Annotated in this window: 25 protein-coding genes; 16 read left to right on the top strand and 9 right to left on the bottom strand. The window is 57.9% G+C overall.

What is annotated here, in order from left to right; all coding sequences use genetic code 11:
* Positions 1 to 10 precede the first annotated feature (10 nt).
* From APH34_RS21470 to APH34_RS21405, 14 genes are all read left to right on the top strand, one after another.
* Positions 11 to 916: a 3-hydroxyacyl-CoA dehydrogenase gene (locus APH34_RS21470; protein WP_047604752.1), complete on the top strand. Its 906-nt coding sequence runs from the start codon at positions 11 to 13 to the stop codon at positions 914 to 916.
* Positions 913 to 2088 carry a thiolase family protein gene (locus APH34_RS21465; RefSeq protein ID WP_054902884.1) on the top strand — a complete coding sequence of 392 codons (1176 nt, stop codon included), beginning with the start codon at positions 913 to 915 and terminating at the stop codon, positions 2086 to 2088. Before APH34_RS21470 ends, APH34_RS21465 begins: the two co-directional genes overlap by 4 nt.
* Before the next feature lies 1 nt (position 2089).
* Positions 2090 to 2593 (top strand): carboxymuconolactone decarboxylase family protein, encoded by a 504-nt coding sequence (locus APH34_RS21460; protein ID WP_177337043.1) that lies wholly within the window; start codon positions 2090 to 2092, stop codon positions 2591 to 2593.
* A 139-nt stretch (positions 2594 to 2732) separates the two neighbouring features.
* The gene (locus APH34_RS21455) at positions 2733 to 4016 is read left to right on the top strand and encodes a cytochrome P450 (RefSeq protein WP_054902883.1); all 1284 of its coding nucleotides are present in this window, start codon (positions 2733 to 2735) and stop codon (positions 4014 to 4016) included.
* A 134-nt stretch (positions 4017 to 4150) separates the two neighbouring features.
* On the top strand, positions 4151 to 5458 hold the full coding sequence (locus tag APH34_RS21450; RefSeq protein WP_041505835.1) for an amidohydrolase family protein: 1308 nt from the start codon (positions 4151 to 4153) through the stop codon (positions 5456 to 5458).
* A gap of 111 nt (positions 5459 to 5569) precedes the next feature.
* Positions 5570 to 6718: an acyl-CoA dehydrogenase family protein gene (locus tag APH34_RS21445; protein ID WP_054902882.1), complete on the top strand. Its 1149-nt coding sequence runs from the start codon at positions 5570 to 5572 to the stop codon at positions 6716 to 6718.
* Positions 6718 to 7791, top strand: coding sequence for an acyl-CoA dehydrogenase (locus APH34_RS21440; protein WP_054902881.1), 1074 nt, complete (start codon positions 6718 to 6720; stop codon positions 7789 to 7791). Before APH34_RS21445 ends, APH34_RS21440 begins: the two co-directional genes overlap by 1 nt.
* Positions 7788 to 8588 (top strand): crotonase/enoyl-CoA hydratase family protein, encoded by an 801-nt coding sequence (locus APH34_RS21435; protein ID WP_047604747.1) that lies wholly within the window; start codon positions 7788 to 7790, stop codon positions 8586 to 8588. Before APH34_RS21440 ends, APH34_RS21435 begins: the two co-directional genes overlap by 4 nt.
* 41 nt (positions 8589 to 8629) lie before the next feature.
* Positions 8630 to 9754: an acyl-CoA dehydrogenase family protein gene (locus APH34_RS21430; RefSeq protein ID WP_054902880.1), complete on the top strand. Its 1125-nt coding sequence runs from the start codon at positions 8630 to 8632 to the stop codon at positions 9752 to 9754.
* Between the two features lie 58 nt (positions 9755 to 9812).
* Positions 9813 to 10670, top strand: a complete 858-nt coding sequence (locus tag APH34_RS21425; RefSeq protein ID WP_047604746.1) for a cache domain-containing protein — start codon at positions 9813 to 9815, stop codon at positions 10668 to 10670.
* Complete coding sequence (locus APH34_RS21420; protein WP_047604745.1) at positions 10636 to 11838, top strand: MFS transporter; 1203 nt, start codon at positions 10636 to 10638, stop codon at positions 11836 to 11838. The genes APH34_RS21425 and APH34_RS21420 overlap by 35 nt, the downstream gene beginning before the upstream one ends.
* A gap of 25 nt (positions 11839 to 11863) precedes the next feature.
* Positions 11864 to 12415: a glutathione peroxidase gene (locus tag APH34_RS21415; RefSeq protein WP_041505842.1), complete on the top strand. Its 552-nt coding sequence runs from the start codon at positions 11864 to 11866 to the stop codon at positions 12413 to 12415.
* Positions 12416 to 12419: 4 nt separating this feature from the next.
* Positions 12420 to 13286 carry a pantoate--beta-alanine ligase gene (gene panC / locus APH34_RS21410; protein WP_054902879.1) on the top strand — a complete coding sequence of 289 codons (867 nt, stop codon included), beginning with the start codon at positions 12420 to 12422 and terminating at the stop codon, positions 13284 to 13286.
* A gap of 102 nt (positions 13287 to 13388) precedes the next feature.
* Entirely contained in the window at positions 13389 to 13988 is a 600-nt protein-coding gene (locus tag APH34_RS21405; protein ID WP_054902878.1) for a TetR/AcrR family transcriptional regulator, read from the top strand.
* 115 nt (positions 13989 to 14103) lie between these two features.
* On the opposite strand, the gene APH34_RS28865 is transcribed toward APH34_RS21405, so the two are convergent.
* Complete coding sequence (locus tag APH34_RS28865; RefSeq protein WP_230623081.1) at positions 14104 to 14922, bottom strand: hypothetical protein; 819 nt, start codon at positions 14920 to 14922, stop codon at positions 14104 to 14106.
* Positions 14923 to 14955: 33 nt separating this feature from the next.
* Positions 14956 to 15324, bottom strand: coding sequence for a hypothetical protein (locus APH34_RS21400; protein ID WP_047604742.1), 369 nt, complete (start codon positions 15322 to 15324; stop codon positions 14956 to 14958).
* 137 nt (positions 15325 to 15461) lie between these two features.
* On the opposite strand from APH34_RS21400, the gene APH34_RS21395 reads away from it, so the two are divergent.
* Positions 15462 to 15809 carry a helix-turn-helix domain-containing protein gene (locus APH34_RS21395; RefSeq protein WP_041505845.1) on the top strand — a complete coding sequence of 116 codons (348 nt, stop codon included), beginning with the start codon at positions 15462 to 15464 and terminating at the stop codon, positions 15807 to 15809.
* A 7-nt stretch (positions 15810 to 15816) separates the two neighbouring features.
* Here the strand turns inward: APH34_RS21395 and APH34_RS21390 are convergent, their stop codons facing one another.
* The 7 genes from APH34_RS21390 to APH34_RS21360 all read right to left on the bottom strand — a co-directional run bounded on the left by APH34_RS21390 (position 15817) and on the right by APH34_RS21360 (position 20350).
* The gene (locus APH34_RS21390) at positions 15817 to 16101 is read right to left on the bottom strand and encodes a hypothetical protein (protein WP_047604741.1); all 285 of its coding nucleotides are present in this window, start codon (positions 16099 to 16101) and stop codon (positions 15817 to 15819) included.
* Between the two features lie 49 nt (positions 16102 to 16150).
* Entirely contained in the window at positions 16151 to 16372 is a 222-nt protein-coding gene (locus APH34_RS30065) for a hypothetical protein (RefSeq protein WP_047604740.1), read from the bottom strand.
* A 13-nt stretch (positions 16373 to 16385) separates the two neighbouring features.
* The gene (radC, locus tag APH34_RS21380; protein WP_054902877.1) at positions 16386 to 16883 is read right to left on the bottom strand and encodes a DNA repair protein RadC; all 498 of its coding nucleotides are present in this window, start codon (positions 16881 to 16883) and stop codon (positions 16386 to 16388) included.
* Positions 16855 to 17805: a hypothetical protein gene (locus APH34_RS21375; RefSeq protein WP_047604738.1), complete on the bottom strand. Its 951-nt coding sequence runs from the start codon at positions 17803 to 17805 to the stop codon at positions 16855 to 16857. Before APH34_RS21375 ends, radC begins: the two co-directional genes overlap by 29 nt.
* 77 nt (positions 17806 to 17882) lie before the next feature.
* Positions 17883 to 18887 (bottom strand): YqaJ viral recombinase family protein, encoded by a 1005-nt coding sequence (locus APH34_RS21370; RefSeq protein WP_047604737.1) that lies wholly within the window; start codon positions 18885 to 18887, stop codon positions 17883 to 17885.
* Between the two features lie 73 nt (positions 18888 to 18960).
* Positions 18961 to 19929, bottom strand: coding sequence for a DUF932 domain-containing protein (locus tag APH34_RS21365; RefSeq protein WP_047604736.1), 969 nt, complete (start codon positions 19927 to 19929; stop codon positions 18961 to 18963).
* 91 nt (positions 19930 to 20020) lie between these two features.
* Complete coding sequence (locus APH34_RS21360; protein ID WP_041505850.1) at positions 20021 to 20350, bottom strand: hypothetical protein; 330 nt, start codon at positions 20348 to 20350, stop codon at positions 20021 to 20023.
* 430 nt (positions 20351 to 20780) lie between these two features.
* Here APH34_RS21360 and APH34_RS21355 point away from each other — a divergent pair.
* Positions 20781 to 21210, top strand: a 430-nt coding sequence (locus tag APH34_RS21355; RefSeq protein ID WP_156358106.1) for an AAA family ATPase, incomplete at its 3' end; no start/stop codon positions are given.

Genomic DNA, 21210 nt, shown 5'->3' with positions numbered 1-21210 from the left:
AGAGCCAGACATGAACGCCAATAATAAAGAAAAAGTAGTGGTGGTGGGTGCTGGGTTAATGGGCACCGGCATTGCACATGCGTTCGCCAGTTGCGGTTTCGTTACCGTGCTGGTCGATACCAGCGCGGCCTCGTTGACCCAGGCGCGGGCCAGCATTGAAAAGATCCTTGGCGATGGCGTGCGTCTGGGCAAGGTCAGCGATGAACAGGCGCAGCATTCGCTGGCCAATCTGCTGACTACCAGTGATCTGAGCGAAGCTGCCAGCGGTGCAAACTGGCTGGTGGAAACCGTCTCCGAGCAACTGGCAGTCAAGCAGGCGGTCATTAGCCAGGCAGCACCATTGCTGGCCGCCGGTGCCATCATCGCCACCAACACCTCGGCCCTGAGTGTGACGGAGATAGCCACCTCGGTAGACAACGCCGAGCAGGTCATCGGCATGCACTTCTTCAACCCCGTGCACAAAATGAAACTGGTGGAACTGGTGCGTGGCCTGGCCACCAGCGACGAGGTTGTGGTGCGCACGCGTGCGCTGTGCGAGCAGATCGGCAAGACCTCTATCGTCGTCAATGAATCGCCGGGGCTTACCACCAGCCGTATGTCGGCGCTACTGGGTAACGAGGCGATGTGGATGTTGCAGGAGGGTACCGCTACCGCCGAGGACATCGATACCGCACTGCGCCTGGGCTTCAACCACCCGATGGGGCCGCTGGAGCTGGGCGACCTGACCGGTTGGGATACACGGCTTTCGGTACTGCGCTACTTGCACCAGACGCTAGGCGAGAAGTTCCGCCCCTGCCCGCTGATCATCAAGATGGTCGCGGCTGGCCGCCTGGGGCGCAAGACTGGGCAGGGCGTGTACCGCTATAGCGACGGTAAGCAAGTGCCGGGTTCGGGGCTTAAGGCGAGTGCACTATGAACGACGTGGTGATCGTAGAGGCGGTGCGAACCCCCATCGGTAGGTTTCGCGCCAGCTTGGCTGGTGTGCGCGCCGACCACTTGGGGGCGCTAGTGATCAGCCGCCTGCTCGAGCGCGTGAATGTTGCCCCCGACAAGGTGGAGGACGTGATCTTCGGGTGCGTGACCCAGATCGGCGAGCAGTCGGCCAATATCGCCCGCACCGCGCTGCTGGGTGCCGGCTGGCCGGTCGACATTCCCGGGCTCACTATCGACCGCAAGTGTGGCTCAGGTGAGGTGGCGGTGCACTTGGCCGCTGGCGCGATTGCCAGCGGTGCAGCGCAGGTGATCGTCGCGGGCGGGGCGGAAAACATGAGCCGCGTGCCCATGGGCAGCAATCGCGATCTGCACGGTGAGGCCTTCGGCTGGATGGCAACGCAGCGCTATGAACTGACCAGCCAGGGTGAGGCGGCCGAACGTATCGTCGACAAATGGTCGCTCAGCCGCGAGGCTATGGATGAATTCGCCTTTGCTAGCCATCAGCGCGCTGCGGCTGCTTGCGATGCGGGGTATTTCGACAACGAAATCGTGGAGGTCGGGGTCGATGACCTGAAGGAGCGGTCATTGACCGAGCCTGCCGGAGTGCTGCGTCGCGATGAAACCATTCGCCGAGATACTTCGCTGGAAAAGCTGGCGACGCTCAAGACTAGCTTCCGCCCAGAGACCGGGCGCATTACTGCAGGCAACTCGTCGCAAATCTCCGATGGTGCTGCCGCGCTTCTGCTTATGAATGCCGATACGGCGGCAAAACTGGGGCTCAAGGCGCGCGCGCGCATTCGCGCTTTCACCACAGTCGGTTCTGACCCGACATTGATGCTGACCGGGCCGATTGCCGCCACCCGCAAGGTGCTGGCCAAGGCCGGGTTGAGCATCAATGACATCGATCTGTTCGAGGTCAATGAAGCATTTGCCTCAGTACCGCTGGCGTGGATGCTGGAAACTGGCGTACCCCACGAGAAGTTGAACGTCAACGGGGGAGCCATTGCCCTGGGGCACCCACTGGGGGCCAGCGGTGCGCGGCTGATGACCACATTGCTCAACGAACTTGAGCGCCGAGGCGGCCGCTTCGGCCTCCAGGCCATCTGCTGTGCCGGTGGCATGGGCACCGCCACCCTAATCGAACGGATCGATTGAGGTGGCCCGCCTGCCTCTGGTTGCCCTCAGTGACATGCCGGTCGCGTTGCAGGACGCGGTCGATCGAGGGCAACGCAGCCGTATGCTCAGTTCCGTCACCCCGGTTCAGGTCTGGGCGCATCGGCCCAAAGCCGCTTTGGCCTGGCTGGGGCTAATGGAAAACTTACACAACGATAGCCTTTTGCCTGAGCGCCTGCGCGAATTAGTGCGCCTGAAGATCGCCAGCATTACCACTTGCCAGGCCTGCCAGCTGGCGCGCAAGTCCGATACCGTTACCGAGCAGGATATCGCTTGCATGACCAGCGACAGTGCGTGGTTCAGTCCGCCGGAAAGAGCGGTGCTGCGCTATGCCGAGTTGTTCGCCAGCGATTATCTAATCATTGATGACCAGCTTTTCAGTCATCTCAAACGTTTTTTCTCTGCTGCCCAGATAGCTGAACTGGGCATGTATTGCGCGCTGATGCTGGCAGGCGGACGAATGACGTTGGTGCAGCAGGCGTATTAGAAGCTGCTGGGCATCAAATAAAGTGGGCATAAATCATATAATTGTTCAGTCTAATTCGAATTTGGCTTGCCACTGCCGACGGTAGAGCGCTTTTTACCTACCCAAATCAAAAATAATGACAATAAAGCCGGAGAAGATCATGTCCACATCGGAACACAACGAGCTGACTAAGGCATTCAACGATGTAGCCAGCAATTACCGGGGCAACAGTGACATCGACCTGCACGCGACCTACCGGGAGATGCGCGCAAATTCCCCCGTCCTACGAGACAACTTCATGGCACGTCTCGGGGTTCCCTCAATCGCTGGTTTGGACGCTACACGGCCTACCTTCACCTTGTTCAAGTATGACGACGTGATGGCCGTGATGCGTGATGCTGGCAACTTCACAAGCGGCTTCATCGCCGAGGGACTGGGCGCTTTTTTCGATGGTTTGATCCTGACTGCGATGGATGGCGAGGCGCACAAGAGCATCCGTAGTCTGCTGCAACCGGTGTTCATGCCCGATACCGTTAACCGGTGGAAAGAAACCCGGATCGACCGGGTGATCCGCGATGAATACCTCAAGCCCATGGTGCCGGCCAGGTCGGCCGACCTGATGGACTTTGCACTGTACTTCCCCATCCGGGTGATCTACTCGCTCATCGGCTTCCCCGAAGACCGGCCAGAGCAAATCGAGCAATATGCAGCCTGGGCGCTGGCGATCCTCGCGGGGCCCCAGGTGGATCCAGAAAAGGCTGCTGCGGCACGTGGCGCGGCAATGGAGGCTGCCCAGGCGCTATATGACGTGGTCAAGGAGGTTGTGGCAGAGCGTCGCGCTCAGGGTGGCACCGGCGATGATCTGATCAGCCGCTTGATCCAGGCTGAATATCAGGGCCGATCACTGGATGATCATGAGATCGCGACCTTCGTTCGGTCGCTGTTGCCTGCGGCCAGTGAAACCACGACCCGCACCTTCGGTACCTTGATGTCGCTTTTGCTGCAGCACCCCGGCGTGCTGGAGCGGGTACGCAATGATCGCAGCCTGGTGAACAAGGCCATCGATGAAGCTGTTCGCTTTGAGCCGGTGGCCACCTTCAAGGTACGTCAGGCCGCCAAGGACCTGCAGATCCGCGATGTGCCTATTCCGCAAGGAGCAATGGTGCAGTGCATTGTTACCTCTGCCAACCGTGACGAAGATGCCTTCGAAAACCCTGATGAGTTCGACATCGACCGCAAGCCAAAGCCCTCATTCGGCTTCGGCTTCGGCTTCGGCCCACATATGTGCATCGGTCAGTTCGTGGCCAAGACAGAGATCAATTGCGCTCTCAATGCCATTCTAGACTTGATGCCCAACATCCGCCTTGACCCCAACAAACCCGCGCCGCAGATAGTCGGGGCGCAGCTGCGTGGGCCGCATTACCTGCATGTGCTGTGGGATTGAAGCAGGGCTCGAGCATTGCCACTGGTCCTGCGAGTCAGAAGGATGTGAACACAAATAAAAAAAGTGTTTAATTATTGGCAGATCTGCTCTATGCTTCATTCACAACAACAAGCCCGAATGCAAAGGGGATAGCCATGAAAGTTGAAGATCTGATTCTCGTCAGCGTCGATGACCACGCGATCGAGCCTCCCAATGCGTTTGCCCGTCACATGCCGGCCCGCTTCAAGGGGCGCGAGCCTCATGTGGTCAAGAAGGGCGAGCGCGATGTCTGGGTGTTCGAGGAGCAAGCCACCGGGTACATGGGCTTGAACTCGGTAGTCGGCCGGCCTAAAGAGGAATACGGCATGGAGCCGCTTGGTTACGACCAGATGCGTCGTGGCACCTGGAACATCAAGGACCGTGTCGACGACATGAACGCCAACGGTGTACTGGGCTCCTTGTGCTTCCCCACCTTCCCGGGCTTTGCCGGGCAGCGCTTTCAAATGCACGGCGACCGCGCTGTGTCACTGGCAGCGATTCAGGCCTATAACGATTGGCACCTGCACGACTGGTGCAACGCTGCACCTGGCCGTTTTATCCCGCTGATGATCGTGCCGTGGTGGGACATGCAGGCGGCCGCCGCTGAGGTCGTGCGTCTGGCTCGTCAGGGTGTACATGCCATCTCGCTGTCGGACAACCCAGCCATCCATGGCTATCCATCGATTCACAGCGATTACTGGGACCCGCTGTGGAAAGCCTGCAGCGACAATAAGGTAGTCATCTGCTGCCATATTGGCACCGGCGTGAAAGCGGACCATGCGTCCGACATGTCACCGATCGATGCGTGGATCACCTCCATGCCGATCTCCATCGCCAACTCGGCGGCCGACTGGATTTGGGCGCCGATGTGGAAGAAGTTCCCAGACCTGCGCATGGCCCTGTCCGAAGGTGGTATCGGCTGGGTGCCCTATCTGCTGGAGCGTGCCGATTTCACCCACCGCCATCACAATGCGTGGACCAACTCCAACTTTGGCGGGAAGATGCCCAGCGACATCTTCAACAAGCACTTCATCACCTGCTTCATCGAAGATAACTTCGGCCTGAAGAATCTGGATTTCCTCAATGCAGACATGGTCACCTGGGAGAGCGACTATCCCCATTCCGACTGCACTTGGCCTAATTCGCCGGAAACTGCGTGGGAAGGGCTAAAGCACCTTTCCAAGGAAGTCATCGACAAAGTTACTCACCTTAATGCGATGCGCGAATTCTCCTTCGACCCGTTCTCAATCCACGGCCGCGAGAATTGCACAGTGGGCGCACTGCGAGCCCAGGCTACGCACGTCAGCACTGAGCCAGCCCTGGGCTTGGGTGGCGCTGATCATGGCCGGCATGACAACAAGCCTGTGACCTCCGGCGACATCAACGCGATGTTCGCTAAGGCCGACGCGCAAACCGCGTTGTAAGTCGTCGCCTTTGCTTCGGGCGTTGCGCATCGACGCCTGGGGCAAGGGAGGCGGTTCTGTGATCACCCCGGGCGGGGTGATTGCGCCTGTGTTCAGCGTTAGAGAGCGCCTATGGCCATCAGTCAATTCAGATACAGCTCAATTCCTCCCGAGGCCGAGGCGCTTCGCGCCGACGTCCGGGCGTTCATTCATGCCCACCTGGCTGATTATCCACCTACCTTGCGAGCCCATTCCTGGATGGGGTTCGATGCCGAGTTCAGCAGGAAGCTGGGCGCCCGTGGCTGGGTCGGCATGGCATTGCCTAAAGCCTACGGTGGCGCGGCGGCAGGCCCATTTGCGCGTTATGTGGTGATCGAGGAGCTGCTGGCTGCCGGCGCGCCAGTCTCGGCTCATTGGATTGCCGACCGCCAGAGCGGGCCCCTGATCAACCGCTTTGGGACCGAGCAGCAGAAGCGGCGCTATCTGCCTGGCATATGCCAGGGTGAGAGTTACTTTTGCATCGGCATGAGCGAACCCAACTCCGGCTCGGACCTCGCGTCGATCAAGAGTAATGCGCTACGTGAGGGCGACAGTTGGCTGCTCAACGGACAGAAGGTCTGGACCACTAATGCGCACCATTCACAGTACATGATTGCACTCGTGCGCACCGGCGAAAAACAGGGCGCGCGTCACGAGGGTATGTCGCAGTTCATCGTCGACCTGAGCCTGCCGGGTATTACCATCCGGCCGATCCGCGACCTGGCCGGGGGGGAGCATTTCAATGAAGTATTCTTCGACAACGTTCGCCTATCCGCTGACGCGCTGATCGGCAGCGAAGGCAAAGGGTGGGAGCAGGTGACTGCGGAACTGGCGTTCGAGCGCAGCGGCCCAGAGCGCTTTCTCGGTTGCATGGCGCTGCTTACCAGCCTGATCGACGCGTTGGGCAAGGCGCCCGATACCCTGCAGGCAAGAGAGATCGGGCGCCTATCTGCCAGGCTAGTGACGCTGCGCAACATGTCGTTGTCGGTCACCGCGCAACTGGCTGCGGGCGAGCATCCAGCCTGGGCTGCCTCATGCGTGAAAGACCTGGGCAACGTGTTTGAACAGGAACTGCCGGAAGTCGCCCAGTTGTTGCTGGACACCGAGCCGCGCCAACTCGGCGGTAGCGAATACGCACGGGTGCTGGCCTACCTGATGCAGATGGCGCCGTCCTTTTCACTGCGTGGCGGTACGCGCGAGATTCTACGAGGCATCATTGCCCGTGGCCTGGAGTTGCGATAATGCGCGAACTATTTGAGACGATGATCGAACGTCTGTTTGCCGATCTGTCCACCCCGGCCTATGTGCTTGGTTGCGAAGGCGGCGAGTGGCCAGCAGCGCTATGGTCCGCACTCGATGAGTCAGGCTTTACCCTCGCAGGCGCCGCCGAAGCGCTGGGCGGCGCTGGCGCCAGCTGGGCAGATATCTATGTGATGGTCCGCGCCGCCGGGCGCTATTCGGTACCGGCTCCGCTGGGCGAGGCCTTGCTGGCCAACTGGCTTTTGAGTAAGGCCGGCCTTGAAGCGCGTGTAGGTGCGTTGAGCATCGCGGCCCATTCCGATTTGGCCCTGAGCGATGGGCGCGTCAACGGCACCGTCCGCGCTGTGCCTTGGGGCCGCAATGTAAATGCTGTGGTGGCCGTGGCCACGACCGATGAAGGTATTCCCCACGTGGTGATGTTGCAACGCAACATGGCCTGCGAACTCACGAGCAGCCTCAACGTTGCGGGAGAGCCGCGTGATGACTTGGTCTTCCATGGAGCGCAGGTAGTTGCCTACGCACGACTGCCAGACGGCCTCGGTGTCGATGTTCTGGAGCTTGGCGGTGCGATGCTGCGCTCGGCGCAGACCGTTGGTGCGCTGCATGCGCTGCTGGACATGACCGCCAACTACGCGCGTGAGCGCAAGCAATTTGGCAAGGCCATCGGGTCGTTCCAGGCGGTCCAGCAACAGCTGGCGGTACTGGCCGAACAGACGGCCGCTGCCAGCATTGCCGCTGAAGCAGCATTTTGCGAGTCCGACGACGGGCTTGCGGCGTTGACCATCGCCGTAGCGAAAATCACTACCGCTGAGGCCGCGAGTTTTGGTGCCAGTATCGCTCATTCGGTACACGGCGCCATTGGCTTCACCGAGGAATACCCACTTCACCTGCTGAGCCGAAGGCTGTGGGCATGGCGAAGTGAGTTTGGCTCAGCGAGCCTTTGGAGCCAGCGCCTGGGCGCACAAATTTGCCAGGGTGGCAGCGAAGGGTATTGGCCGTTGTTGACCCGCCATGGCAAACAACCCTTGACCAGGCTTGTGAGCAATCGACTATGAACGCTTTTCTTCAGATCGAGCGCGAGGGCGGTATCGTCACTGTGCGCATGAATCACCCGGACACCCGCAATGCCCTGACCACAACCGAGCAGATCCAAGAGTTTGTCGATCTGTGCGCCGCGGTGCGTCGCGACAAGTCTGTCAGGGTTATGGTGCTGACTGGTAATGGCAGGGCCTTTTGCGCCGGCGGCAATGTCAAGGATATGCACGAGCGTGCCGGTATCTTCGCAGGTTCGCCCTATGAGCTGCGCAACACCTACCGTGACGGTATCCAGCGCATTCCGCTGGCGCTTTACGACCTGGACATACCGGTTGTCGCCGCTGTCAACGGGCCCGCGATTGGCGCGGGCCTGGACCTTGCCTGCATGTGCGATATCCGTCTGGCATCCACCTCGGCGGTATTCGCCGAGAGCTTCGTACGCTTGGGTATCGTACCCGGCGATGGCGGTGCCTGGTTGCTGCCGCGGATCATCGGCGTTCCCAAGGCGAGCCTGATGTCCTTTACCGGCGACACCATCGATGCGAACAAGGCCTTGGAATGGGGATTGGTGGAGCAGGTGTGCGCGGACGAGACGTTGATGGCCGAAGCGCGTTCGTTGGCAGAGCGCATCGCCAGCAACCCGGGGCACTCGCTGCGCCTGTGCAAGCGCTTGCTGCGCGAAGGGCAGCACATGCGCCTGGACTCACTGCTAGAGCTATCGGCGGCTTACCAATCGCTGGCCCACCATACTGAAGACCATCAAGAGGCCGTTTCGGCGTTTGTCGAAAAGCGAAATCCCGACTACCTCGACCGGTGACCGCATAAAGGCACAACCGACGGAAATATGGAGTATTGAAAATGCGTGGCGTTTTCCGTGAAGACCACAATATGTTCCGCGAACAAGCGCGCCGGTTCGTCGATCGCGAGATCGTGCCCTACCTGCATGAGTGGGAAAAGAACGGCATCGTGCCCAAGGAGGTGTGGCTTAAGGCTGGAGAGACCGGGCTTTTGTGTTCCACCGTGCCCGAGGAGTATGGCGGGCCTGGCGGGGACTTCGGCCACTCGGCGGTGATGATAGAAGAATTGGCGCGGGCCAATGCCACCGCGGTGGGGTTTACCACCCACTCCGAGATCGTTGCCCCTTACATTGTCGCTTACGGCAGCGAAGAGCAGAAACAGCGCTGGCTGCCCCGGATGGTCAGCGGCGAGCTGGTTGGCGTGATCGCCATGAGTGAGCCTGGTATCGGCAGCGACCTGCGCTCGATGCGGACCTTGGCGCGCCGGGAGGGTGATGATTATATCGTTTCTGGCCAGAAGACCTTCATCACCAATGGGGGTAATGCTGGCCTGATGGTGACCGCGACCAAGCTCGACCTCAGCGCCAAGGAACTCACGCTGATTTGCGTTGAAGAGGAGCGCCAAGGGTTTTCCAAGGGACGGTTGCTAGAAAAGATCGGCTTGAAGGGGCAAGACACCGCCGAATTGTTCTTCGACGATGTGCGCGTGCCTACTAGCAATCGGCTCGGAGAGGAAGGGCAGGGCTTCAAGTACCTAACTCACCAATTGGCATGGGAGCGTCTGATCATCGCGATTCGCGCCGCACAGTCGATCCAGACGCTATTGGAAGAAACCATCGAATACACCCGCGAGCGAAAGGTGTTCGGCAAGCCGGTGCTGGATTTCCAGAACACCCGGTTCAAGCTCGCCGAAGCAAAGGCGCAGTTCACCATGCTGAGAGTATTTGTCGATGATTGCCTGGCCAAGGTCATGCGCGGAGAGTTGCCCGCGGATGTGGCGGCCATGGCCAAACTGCTGGGCTCGGAGATGCAGGGCAAGTTACTTGACGAGTTCCTGCAACTGCACGGCGGCTACGGGTTCATGAGCGAGTACAAAATTAGCCGGGCCTGGGTCGATGCGCGTGTTGCGAGGATCTACGGCGGTACCTCGGAAATCATGAAAGAGATTATCGGTCGCACGCTCTAGGCGACGATGGGCAGGGCGTGGCAGCGCTACCCGTAAGGACACAGGAGAAATGAAAACAATGAGCCTTTATCGAGCGTTCACGGGTATCTGCTTGTGTCTTGCCTGCGTGTTAGCCATGGCGCAGTCACCGTCGAGTGATGTCTACGACGCAGAAAATCAGCGTGCCCGAGCACTACTGGCTAAGGCAGTAGCCCTTTACCAGGCCAGTGGCGATAACGCCCTGGCCGCATTCAGCCGCCAGGGTGAGTTCGTCGATGGCGAGTTGTACATCTACGTGGTCGATACCACTGGGGTGATGTTGGCCAGCGGCGGACCATCGGTGTCGCTTGTCGGCAAACCGGTAGTGAGCGTGCTGGACGACGACCTCAAGGCCACGTTCCGCCAAGCTATCGAGCAGCCCGCCGACAGCACCGTGCGCAGTGCCGAGTATCGCTGGTGGAACTGGCAACATGCCAAGGTAGAGCGCAAACGCGTGTTCTATCAACGGGTGGGCGAGCGGGTGATCTCCGTGGGTTATTACATGCCGCGCTCCAGCCCTGAACAGGCCCGTGCACTGCTGCAGCGGGTCGCGGACCAGGTGCGCAAGGACCCGAATGCGGCCTTTTCCCTTATCAACCAGCACGACAAACAGTTCACCCAGGATGACCTGTATGCCTTTGTAGTGGACATCAAAAGCCAGCGCTTCGTTGCGCACGGCTTCCTGCCGCGCCTGATCGGTACGGATTTCAAGTCGTTGCGTTCCACCGATGGGCAGCCGATTGGCGAGGCCATGTTGCGGCAAATGCAACAGCATGAAAGCGGCGAGCTCGACTATCTGTGGCGCAACCCCATCACTGGGCAGAACGAATTCAAGAGAACCTTATTGCAGCGGGTAAACGGGTATGTGGTTGCGTTGGGATACTACAGCGGCCAGTAGGCCGGCGCATCCCAATGCGCAGATCCTTTCGATCATCTGCTTCAACTTCATCGGGTACATATGCAGCGGCTTGCCGCTGGCAGTGCTGCCGGGCTTCGTGTTGCATGAACTTGGCTTGGGCGCGGTGCTGGCCGGCGCGGTGATCGGTGTGCAGTACGTAGCGACATTGGTCGCACGGCCGTTGGCTGGCAGCGTGGCGGACCGCTTTGGGGCCAGGTGCTCGGTACTCTGCGGGCTTGGCGGCTTGATCGCTAGCGGCCTGTTGACTTGGTTTGCGCTCAAGCTGCAGGCTCAATTGTCGCTGTGCCTGGCGCTTCTGTTGCTGGGCAGGATTGTCTTGGGTCTCTGTACCGCCATGATATCCACGCCCTGCTGTACCTGGGCGATTGGCCTGAAAGGTGTGCCCAGCACCGCCAAGGTGATGTCTTGGAACGGCATCGCGGCCTATGGCGGTGTGGCGGTCGGTGCGCCATTGGGAAGATTGCTGGGCAATACGTTTGGCATTGCCAGTGTCGGGCTGTGCAGTGCTCTGCTGGGCCTGGTATTTGTGCTCATGGCCTTTTGCAAGCGCCCGGCGCCGGTAGTCGCTGGGGCGCGGCTGGCCTTTCATCGGGTACTGTTGGCGGTGATGCCCAATGGGGTTGTGCTCGTGTGCAGCTCGGTCGGATACGGAGGGCTCATGGCATTTGTAGCACTGTATTTTGACAGCCTGGGTTGGCAGGGTGCAGCGTTTTGTCTGAGCGGGTTTGGTGCGGGTTTCATCGCGGCGCGACTGGCATCGCCGGGCATTTTGCACCGGTTACGCGGTTATACGGTTGTTGCCTGGTGCCTGGTGTTACAGACCGTCGGTCTACTGCTGGTTGGGCTCGCTCCGTCGCCGGCACTGGTAATTGCAGGTGGCACCCTTACGGGCATTGGCGTGTCGTGGGTCTATCCAGGGCTGGGCATGGAAACTCTGGCGCTCATCCCAGCTGCTAACCGAACCTCAGCGCTGAGCGCACTTTCATTGTTTTTCGACATCGCGGTCGGGGTGGCTGGACCGGCGCTGGGCTTAGTAGCCACCGCCTACAGCTACGCCTGGGTTTTTCTTTGGTCTGCACTGATGTCAGTGAGCGCTGCCGGCCTAGTTCTTTACCTGCGTTGGAGATCCAAATCTTCCCACCGTTGAAACTCAATCATTAGAGGCGGTAGTCATGAGTCAGTCCATTTACGATATTCCATTGCAGCAGATCGATGGCACTGCAAGCACCCTTGGCCGCTATCGCGGCAAAGTTCTTTTGTTGGTCAATGTGGCTTCGAAGTGCGGGCTCACTCCCCAGTATGAAGGGCTGGAAAGACTCTACCAGCGAAAGAAAAACCAAGGACTGGAGATATTGGGTTTCCCAGCTAACAATTTCAAGGAACAGGAACCAGGCAGTAATGCCGAAATCGCCGAGTTCTGCTCGTTGAACTTTGGCATACAGTTCCCGCTGTTCTCTAAGCTGTCGGTCAATGGCGAAGATCGGCACCCACTCTATGCCGAGCTCACGGCCGCGCAACCCGAGACGATTGGTGAAGGCCCCTTCAGGGAACGCCTTAAGGGATATGGCATCGTGGCTGATAGCCGCACGGACGTTCTGTGGAATTTCGAGAAATTTTTAGTCGACCGAAGGGGAACGGTTGTCGCCCGTTTCGCTCCTGATGTGGCGGCTGACGATCCACGTTTGCTCGAAGCTATCGACGTTCAGCTGGCTAGCGAGGCATAAATCTATGCTTACAGTAGATACGATTAAGGCGCTTCAAGCACGCCTTGGGCGTCTGCGTGCGGAGCGCAGCACAATAGCGCTAGTGGCTACCATGGGCAATTTGCACGATGGTCATATCGCGTTAATTGAGCTGGCCAAGCAGAAGGCCGACGTTGTGGTGGTCAGTATCTTCGTCAACCCCCTTCAGTTCGGGCTTGGCGAAGATCTGGCCAGTTACCCCAGAACGCTGCAAGCCGATAAGGAATGCTTGGCGGCTGTGGGATGCGATGTGTTTTTTGCGCCTACCGTTGAACAGATGTACCCGGATGGTATGCATGACCTTACCCTTGTCAGGGTACCGCGTGTTGCTCAAGGGCTATGCGGCGGATCGCGTCCCGGACATTTTGATGGAATGGCGACAGTGGTAATGAAGCTACTGAATATTATTCAACCGGACGTGGCAATCTTTGGCGAAAAGGACTACCAACAGTTGGCGGTCATTCGCGCAATGGTGCGAGACCTGAATATAAGCACACAGATTGTCGGGGCGCCGACAGTTCGTGCCCAGGACGGCTTGGCACTCTCTTCGCGAAATGGTTATCTGAGTGAGGCGCAACGTTCGACGGCGCCTTTGCTGCACAAGTGCCTGGTGAATCTGGCCTCACTGTTAAAGCTAGGGCAAGACATTGGACCCTCATTGACTGGCTGCAGACAGCGGCTAGAATCAGCCGGGTTCGAACCTGAGTATCTGGAGGTCAGAAATGCGCAGAGCTTGGAACCGGCAACGCGCGATGATGACCAATGGGTGATTATGGTCGCTGCTCGTCTAGGTCAGACGAGACTTATTGATAACTTGGTTATCAAAGTTTCCGAGGCTACCGTCGTTCTTTGAGGGCGATTAAGGTGCTCTAATGTAGGGTTTCTACTGCGTGTTAGTGTCGCTCATAGTGATATTTACGAATAAATTTCAACAGCCAGTTGCGGGCGGAGAGAAATGTCTAGAATTTCTTCATCGCATGTCAGTACCGAAACCCATGAACGCGTCCGCCAAACCGCCCTTGAACTATTCTTCCAAAAGGGATATCAATCAACCAGCCTGCGCGATCTGGCATCCCGCTTGGGCATACAAGCCGGGTCATTGTATAATCATATCGAAAACAAACAGGCGCTGCTCTACGAGTTGATGGAGGAGGCGTTGGAGGACTTGTTGGCCATTACACGCACCAGCATCAAGCAGGGCAAGACTCGTCATGAACGTATACGACTATTCGTCCAAGCGTCGCTTAATTTCCAGAAATACGAAGGTAAACGTATTGTCCTGATTAATCGTGAGATGATTAATCTCTCAAGCGAGCAACGAGAACATATAAAATCTCTAATCGAAGATTATGCACACTGCTTGAGATTGGAGATCGCTGGTCACCCTGCAAAGGAACATGATGCGCATAACCGCCTCGATCTTTTAACTGTGGTAGTTATCGGCTTGCTGCAAGGCTTGCAATTTCGGAAGCACGACGAGGGCCCTTCACCGAAGGATGAAATTGATCAGTTGACCAATATTATCAGTGAAGTGATAAGATCTGTCATTACCTAAGGTCTCCAGTGTAGAAGGGAAAGCATTCAACAAAAGTATTTGTTGAGATGGGGTCCTCATTTCTAGGGGGGTTAAGAAAAAATAAAGGCGCGGAGTTTTTCCGCGCCTTTATGCATTAGTGAATGCCAACAGGTTTATCATTTTTGTCGTAGCAGATCGGGTGCTCACAATACCCGCCTGAGTTTAGAACTTCTAGTTCGTAAATTTCTGGAAGGTACTGCTTGAGCTCCGCCTTAGCTACTTTATTTCCGTTGATCGTGCACTCATCGTCCGCGCGTGGATTGCACCAAGCTTCTTTTACTTCGATATTTTTTGTAGGCTTTGTCATGGGCTTTTCTTGAGGCTGAGAGGGCGCGTCACTAGAAGAGCTAAGCTCAGTTTTCACGTCAAGATTGTACGTTCCGATAGTGCCTTTTACACTCGTGGAGCTGATGCTGTGGTCGAGTAAAAAATCTTGTAGTGTTGTTCGGGCTTGCGCGTAGGTAACTTCTTTTCCTTTTTTGTGGGGGCCACCATCCATGCGATAGGCAATCGGATAGCCATCCTTACTTTCATATATGTAATAGTAGATGGATAGCGTAAAGCTGAGGTCTTGTCCATACATGCCATATACGCCCGAGCCATTGGATGCACGACAGGTACCACGTTGGCATGCGCCGCTTATCTGATTGCTGAAGCTAATGTTACGCTGCTGTTGAGCATTCCACATGGTAATATTTCTAGGTAGGGTGTACCAAGTGCAGCGATAAAATTTGGCGCCATACTGATTTTTGGCTTCTGCGCATGGGATTGCATAAGGTAAATCGTTCATTGATTTTTCGTTGGGTAGCGTGTTTGGATATAGATACCCATAGTCCACGTCTGCTTTAGCATTAAGTGAGAGTGCAAGCGTTAAAAGGCCTGCTACTTTTAATATGGCTAATTTGGCTTTCATGTTGTTTGGTCTGTGATGGCGTTAGAAGAGTTTTTATTTTTTGTTTGCCCGTTTTTTATAGGCTACTTTGAGTTTTTTATTAACGTAATCTTTTACGATTTCATAGTCCGGGTCGTAGGTAGCGAGCGTATGGCCAACACCCGCTGCTGCGGTCAATGTGGCCAGGGCCAATGTGGCGGGTGTGGATACCACGCTGAAGACTGCTCCCAGGGCTCCGCCTTGGATCAGTGATCCTTTGACATCTGTCCTGACTCGGCACTTCATGCCGAGGGCCTCTATCTTGGTTTCTACCAGCTTGATCCCCTCCATGAAATTTCCCCTGAGGCCGACTACCTCGAAGGACGATTTGCCTTTCAGAAGGCCTTCAATCTGCGCTTCATTCAGACCAGTTACGACGGTCATGGTGCTTTGTGCTCCCTGCTTGGGATTTGAATTGTCGAGAAGGTCGCATATCAACCTTTAAGGTTGAGTCTCGTCTCGTAGGGTCCTTCATGTCAACAGGTTGATGGCCAACCATTCAGGTTGATCTGGAGGACGGCATGTCAAAAACCGATTCGAAGCAGTTGGCTGAGGTTGTGGGGCAGGCGATTGCACGTCAGCGCGCGCGTTGCGAGCTGAGCCAGGAGCAAGTCGCGGAGAAGCTTGGGATTGGTAGCGAGGCTGTATCCCGTATCGAGCGCGGGGTCGTTATGCCAAACGTGGAGCGTCTGGTGGAGCTCGCTTCGGTTTTCGGCTGCGAGACGGCCGACCTGTTGACTGAAGGGAGCTCGCGCCCGGAGGATCAGGCGCGCCGCCTGCAGAACTTACTATCTATCCTGACGGCGGATGATCGGACGCTGGTGCTGGAGATGGTGGAGCGTCTGGTGGAACGTCTCAGCCGCAACTGAAGTTCTCTTAGTCCGCGGCAGCAGCGTCGAATAGCCCGCCACAGCGCAGGCACTGGCAATCGAAGCCCCCGTAGTGGAAGTGGGCGACATCCTCTGCCGCATCCAGTGCGGCAGAGGATGTCGGGGTAATCGCTGCCAGTCCGTTCATGAGCATGTCACGATGGCATTCTCCGGGTGCGCTTCGAGAGCCCTGAGCCGCACCATCGGTCAACCCGACCAACAGTGCAAGGCCCTTGGCGGCGTCACGGGTCATGACGGCCCTGGAGTCGCAAATCAAACATTGTCTGTTCATCTTTATACATCCTAAGGAGGGATAGAGCAGCCAGGGTTTGCCTGGCTGCTTACGGTGGGGGGCACTGCAAGGAGGTGGGGGGCTTTGTCGGTGCTTTCTCTGACTTCTGGAACACTTTCAGCAGTCGGCAGAGGATCCAGCACGCCAGCAGCACGGCGATCAGCAGTGGCGGAAAGCGCATAAGCAGAATCACCAACATCAGGAGCGCCACGCAGCCAGCGAGAATGCCAACGAACATAAACACGGACGCGAAGATCCGTAGTAGCGTCATCTTGGTTTTCTCCTCACAGATGGCCCTGTTCTGCCAGCGATAGGCAGCCTTCACGACCGACGATGATGTGATACAGCGTCCGCACCTCGACTAGGTTCAGTGCCTCCTTCAGCTTGCGGGTCAGGTTCCGGTCCGCCTGGCTGGGTTCGGGGTCCCCGGAAGGATGGTTGTGCACCAGTACCATGGCGGCAGAATTGTGCTCCAAGGCTGCCTTGACGACCTCGCGTGGATAGACGCTGGCACCGTCGAGCGTGCCTCGGAACATTTCCTGGAAGTCTATAACTCGATGTCGGCTATCAAGGTGGAGAAGGGCAAAAACTTCATGCTCGTAATCGCTCAACAGGGCCTGCAGATGGCTGAACACCGCCTTTGGTGAGGTCAGTGCTCGCCCCCGACGCAGACGTAGATTCGCCAGCTGTCGGGCCATCAGCAGGATGTCGGTTTCGGTGACTGGCGACTCGACCAAGTAGGTGCCGCTCGAGTCACTGGCTTTCAGTTTGTGCAGGCGCATGGTCGGCTCCTTGGCGGTGATCAGTCGGTGGGGTGTGGCGCTGGGCTTGCGTCTCCAGCTTCACGGCTAGGCTGTTTTTCGCAGATCGCTGGGGAGGGTTGGCGGTTGGGGATTGGTTTGCCTCTGCAGGGTAGAATTCCTCGACGATGGTGCCGGCATCCTCCTCACTGTCCTCGAACGCGCCATTGGCGAAGCCACGCTGCGCTGCTTCATCCAGCGCGGCTTGATCGAAGCCTGTCGCTTGTCGCTGCGAATCGAGCTCACTGGCGGCCAACAGCGCCTTGGCCATGTCCATGCCGCCGCGTACTGTCAGGTCGACGTAGAAGATTGGCGTCCCATGGCTCTGGCGGGTGGACTTGCCACGCAGGCGCAATTCCAGCGGCAGGCACGCCAGGCGGTTGCCGGAAATGGCCTGGAAGTAATGCAGCCGGGCGGCGAGGGTGCGGATGCTGTTGAAGCCGGTAGTGCGAAACATGAAGCTACCTAGCGGATCCTCATCGCCAATGATCACGTTCAGTCGTCCGTGGGGCCTGCAGGCATTACCTTTCGCCAATGGGCAGGCATCCGGCGAGGGACAGGGTAGGGATTGCATACCGTCTTGGGTGACGCGCTTGCAGGTCTCGCCGTTGCCCACGCACAGCGGTCGTCCGGACTGCCGATCAAACAGCGTGTAGTCGGCACGAAAGTTCAGCTCAGGCGCGTTGAACAGCAGACGAACAGGAATACTGCGCAGCTTGTCCTCCTGGGATTTGCGCAACTCGTCGTTGAGCGGGTGCAGCAGCCAGCCATCCTTGTTCTGTACCTGGGAGGTGATGGTGAACTGGTCGTCTTTCTCCGGTAGCCGCTTGCCGTTCTTCTCGACGACCCTGCCGATGGAGATGCGCCCCAGCACGGGCGGGGTGATTGCGAGGCCTTTCAGCATGGTGGTTCTCCTGGAAACGAAAAGCCAGCCCAGCAGTGCGAACTGCGGGCGCTGGCCAAGGGGGAGGGAGTTGGAAATCAGTTGATCAGGAAGCGGCGTGAGCCGGGTTTCAGCAGCGGGTATTTAGCCTGGAGATAGGGCTTGTCTTTGAGTAGGCGCACCACATCGAGGGTTACGCTGTCCTTGGCTTTCTTCCAGGTGATGCTGCCGCTGGAGAACGCCGCACGGGTGGCATCGCCCATGGCCTGCTGCAGGCGCTGCTTGAGTTCGGCTTCGCGAATCTCTTTCTCGGAAATCGACTGGCGTACCGCCTTCAACTCCAGGAAGACTGCTACCAGGCCAGCATTACTGCTGAGGTCTAGCGTCTGGCCGTTGTCATGGGGATAGAGGCAGCGCAGGGCGAGCTCGGCCGAGGCACTGCCGTCGGCGGGTGGCGGTGTATCCGTTTCCACGTACTGCCAGAAACGCCGTTCGAGCTCAATCAGGCGGGCGATCATCTGCTCGTCCCGCTCGATCCGATGGATCTCCAGCGTCTGGCCGCCAAGCAGCACCGCCACATCCGCCGCCTGTTTGCCGGTGACGGCGAGCTGGTGCATCACCTGCAGCTGTACATACTCTGGCACGCCCTCTTTCCAGAGGCGTGCCCCGTTTATGCCGGCTGTCTTGCATTCGAGGATCTGTACGTCGTCGGCACCGATCACCTCGCGGTCGATATTGGCCAGCATCCAGGGCAACTCGGGATTTGGATGCTGCAGCACCGCGTTGATACGCCGCACCTTGTGCTTGGTGCGTTTGCTGTAATGCCAGGCCACGATGGGTTCCAGGACGTTACCCCAATACATCGGGCTTTCCTCATCGTGGGGATCAGCCTTCAGCAGCGAGGTATCGCGGCCGGTCTTTTCCAGCCACAGCTCCAACTGCGATTTGTAGGGATTCAGACCCACGGCAGCGGCGGCATCCGAGCTGCCGATACCCTGTTTGCGAATCTTTAGCCAGTCCTCACGGGGCAACTCCTTGGTGCTGACCAGGCGCAGGGCCGGACGATTCTTGCGAGTACGGCCGTTCAATGACGTTGCTTTCATGCGGTTCACCTTGAAGACAGAAGAACGCCCGACCAGCACAACACTGACCGGGCGTGAGGAGAGGTAAGGAGGTTTAAGCCGCGAGCCGCAGCGCGGCATCCAAGGCGCGTTGCTTGATTTGAGCGCCCTGGCCGAACCAGGCCGAGTCCATGCGGTACTCGTTGTTGCGCGCGCGCCGTTCGTGGTCGACGTACTCGGTCACGGCATTGAGCAGACCCCAAGCGGTGCCGCGCGCCGATTCGAGCTGGCTGCCTCGGCCACGTCCCTCGTACAGTCCCTGGACTTTGCGCAGCGCGCGCTCGTTGGGCAGTTGCTCAGGCAACACGCCGGTCGGGCTGGTATCGCATAGCACAGTCATGAAGAATCCCAATGCCTCGTGCCACTGCACTTTGCGTTCGGCCAGCGCGCGCATGCGGTACATGAAGTCGTCCCATTGCGAGACGGCAATGCCGAGTTGTCTCTTCACCACATTGGGGTCGAAGCGGGTGTTGTGCGGCACCTTGATCGCCCGGCTGGTGCCGTCCAGGGCTATGGTCAGGGTGTTGTTGCACACCACCCGTACGGTGGTCGGGGTTGCTGTGGTGGCAAGGGTGCCGTCGCACGACGTGGCCAGCAGCAGATAGCCATTGATCTGGTCATTGCCCCTGAGAGCGGCGCCTTGTCCGGTACGCGCCAGTGCCCAGAACTTGCGACCTCCTTTGAGCACGCCAGCAGTTTCTAGCTCATATCCGGAAACTTCGGTGAGATCGCGGTAGAACTCCAAAACCTCCCGAGGCTGCACAGTGTGGTAACGCTGGGATACCACTGATAGTGGTGCCTTGGTGTCTGAGCGGTAGAGCACCTTATGTTCCGGGAAAGAGTGGATCGTACCAAGGTGGCCGATGGCATCCGACTTGAAGTGCACGGGGCTTTCCAGGATTTGCCAGTCCATGCCCGCTTCGCGTTGCCAGACTTCGATGGTTTGTTTTTGAGTGAGTTGATTGCCCAGACCATGCCATGGAGTGGCGCCGGCATAGGCCATGGTTTCGACGAGATGTGCCATGCGAATGATTCCTTTGGGTGCAAGACGGCATAAAGCGCTGCGCGAGGCGCAGCACCGTCCGGTCGAATGAAATGACGAGAGGGGAGTCGGGTCAGGTCGGCAGGTTGAAGCGATGACCGCAGAGTAGGCAGAGGTTGTGAGCTAGCACGTGGCGGTCGAGCGACTCGCCGAGCTGCGCACCGAGCGCGCAGCCGCCTACGCCGCCGGCCAATCCGCCGAGGATGGCGCCTGACACGGAGCCGAGAGTGAGACCGATAGGGCCGGCGAACGCGCCGATAGCTGCACCCGCCTGGCCGGCAGCCAGGGCAGCGCTGACGCCACGTGTTATACCGCCCACGGTACCGATGGCGGCGCTGACTTTCATGGCGTGATGGAAGGACGCGATTTTGGGGGAGTGACAGCGGGGACACTGCAATGACATGGGATGAACCTCATTGTTAGGAATGTCAATGCAGTAATGTGTGGCTGAGATTTTTTTGAATCAAATGGGCTTATTGGCCGTTGGCAAATGGTTGATGACTGCCGATCTCCGAAGCTGCAAGGGTTCGTGGACAGCATATTACGACCGGCAGCTTTCGACCCATAGCGGCCCTCAGCTAGGACAGCTATCGGTCAGAAGTGGACTATGGTTACGTGCCATTTTCGGCTAGAAACAGCCGTTTGATCTGCCTAAGAAACCGGGTGATTCAATTAGCTGCTTTTTGCGACTGGCGTCTCATTGGGGCTTAAGATCAAAAGCCAAGGTACTGGCCAAAATCCATGGGGCTCATGTGGATCGATTCATCTGACTGAGCTATGGTTTGCTGACCCGATTGCAGGCAGCTTTGCATCAAGTTCAGGGAGGGTGGCACATGCTTAAAAGCATCGAGAAAATCAAGGGTCTTGGCGTTTACCAAAACTACACAAAGCCTGCGGGCACTCAAGAGTTCGGAATAAAGAACCTCATTTACGGCTGGAACTATTCTGGAAAGACCACTCTCTCACGCCTGTTCGCCCAGCTTGAGGCGAAGATAGCCAACCCCGACTTGTCGGGATGCGAGTTCTCCTTTGGTAGCGACGAAGATGCGATCACCGAAAAAAACTTCACTCGGAGCAATATATTAGTTCGCGTATTCAATTCCGACTTTGTAAAAGCTAACCTGCACTTCGATGGCGGAAACTTCAACCCCATCCTTCTGCTCGGTAAAGAATCCGAGGAAGCACAGCGAAAGATCGACCATCTAGGTGCGCGGATCAAACGTTCTGATTCGGTTCAGCGCAAGCTGAATGGAGAGATCGAAG

The organism is Pseudomonas sp. NBRC 111131 (assembly GCF_001320525.1).
GTDB classification, from domain to species: Bacteria; Pseudomonadota; Gammaproteobacteria; order Pseudomonadales; family Pseudomonadaceae; genus Aquipseudomonas; species Aquipseudomonas ceruminis.
Note: the sequence above shows the minus strand (reverse complement) of the source record. Positions and strands in the feature narration are given on the sequence as shown.

Excerpts from the sequence above, each read along its gene's own strand:
- APH34_RS21360 (WP_041505850.1), bottom strand. The coding sequence starts at position 20,350 with ATGTCATTGCAGTGTCCCCGCTGTCACTCCCCCAAAATCGCGTCCTTC.
- APH34_RS30065 (WP_047604740.1), bottom strand. The coding sequence starts at position 16,372 with ATGACGCTACTACGGATCTTCGCGTCCGTGTTTATGTTCGTTGGCATT.
- APH34_RS21445 (WP_054902882.1), top strand. The coding sequence starts at position 5,570 with ATGGCCATCAGTCAATTCAGATACAGCTCAATTCCTCCCGAGGCCGAG.
- APH34_RS21400 (WP_047604742.1), bottom strand. The coding sequence starts at position 15,324 with ATGACCGTCGTAACTGGTCTGAATGAAGCGCAGATTGAAGGCCTTCTG.
- APH34_RS21420 (WP_047604745.1), top strand. The coding sequence starts at position 10,636 with ATGTGGTTGCGTTGGGATACTACAGCGGCCAGTAGGCCGGCGCATCCC.
- APH34_RS21465 (WP_054902884.1), top strand. The coding sequence starts at position 913 with ATGAACGACGTGGTGATCGTAGAGGCGGTGCGAACCCCCATCGGTAGG.
- APH34_RS21390 (WP_047604741.1), bottom strand. The coding sequence starts at position 16,101 with ATGAACAGACAATGTTTGATTTGCGACTCCAGGGCCGTCATGACCCGT.
- APH34_RS21405 (WP_054902878.1), top strand. The coding sequence starts at position 13,389 with ATGTCTAGAATTTCTTCATCGCATGTCAGTACCGAAACCCATGAACGC.
- APH34_RS21455 (WP_054902883.1), top strand. The coding sequence starts at position 2,733 with ATGTCCACATCGGAACACAACGAGCTGACTAAGGCATTCAACGATGTA.
- APH34_RS21450 (WP_041505835.1), top strand. The coding sequence starts at position 4,151 with ATGAAAGTTGAAGATCTGATTCTCGTCAGCGTCGATGACCACGCGATC.
- panC (WP_054902879.1), top strand. The coding sequence starts at position 12,420 with ATGCTTACAGTAGATACGATTAAGGCGCTTCAAGCACGCCTTGGGCGT.
- APH34_RS21440 (WP_054902881.1), top strand. The coding sequence starts at position 6,718 with ATGCGCGAACTATTTGAGACGATGATCGAACGTCTGTTTGCCGATCTG.
- APH34_RS28865 (WP_230623081.1), bottom strand. The coding sequence starts at position 14,922 with ATGAAAGCCAAATTAGCCATATTAAAAGTAGCAGGCCTTTTAACGCTT.
- APH34_RS21425 (WP_047604746.1), top strand. The coding sequence starts at position 9,813 with ATGAGCCTTTATCGAGCGTTCACGGGTATCTGCTTGTGTCTTGCCTGC.
- APH34_RS21435 (WP_047604747.1), top strand. The coding sequence starts at position 7,788 with ATGAACGCTTTTCTTCAGATCGAGCGCGAGGGCGGTATCGTCACTGTG.
- APH34_RS21395 (WP_041505845.1), top strand. The coding sequence starts at position 15,462 with ATGTCAAAAACCGATTCGAAGCAGTTGGCTGAGGTTGTGGGGCAGGCG.
- APH34_RS21470 (WP_047604752.1), top strand. The coding sequence starts at position 11 with ATGAACGCCAATAATAAAGAAAAAGTAGTGGTGGTGGGTGCTGGGTTA.
- APH34_RS21415 (WP_041505842.1), top strand. The coding sequence starts at position 11,864 with ATGAGTCAGTCCATTTACGATATTCCATTGCAGCAGATCGATGGCACT.
- APH34_RS21370 (WP_047604737.1), bottom strand. The coding sequence starts at position 18,887 with ATGAAAGCAACGTCATTGAACGGCCGTACTCGCAAGAATCGTCCGGCC.
- APH34_RS21365 (WP_047604736.1), bottom strand. The coding sequence starts at position 19,929 with ATGGCACATCTCGTCGAAACCATGGCCTATGCCGGCGCCACTCCATGG.
- APH34_RS21375 (WP_047604738.1), bottom strand. The coding sequence starts at position 17,805 with ATGCTGAAAGGCCTCGCAATCACCCCGCCCGTGCTGGGGCGCATCTCC.
- radC (WP_054902877.1), bottom strand. The coding sequence starts at position 16,883 with ATGCGCCTGCACAAACTGAAAGCCAGTGACTCGAGCGGCACCTACTTG.
- APH34_RS21430 (WP_054902880.1), top strand. The coding sequence starts at position 8,630 with ATGCGTGGCGTTTTCCGTGAAGACCACAATATGTTCCGCGAACAAGCG.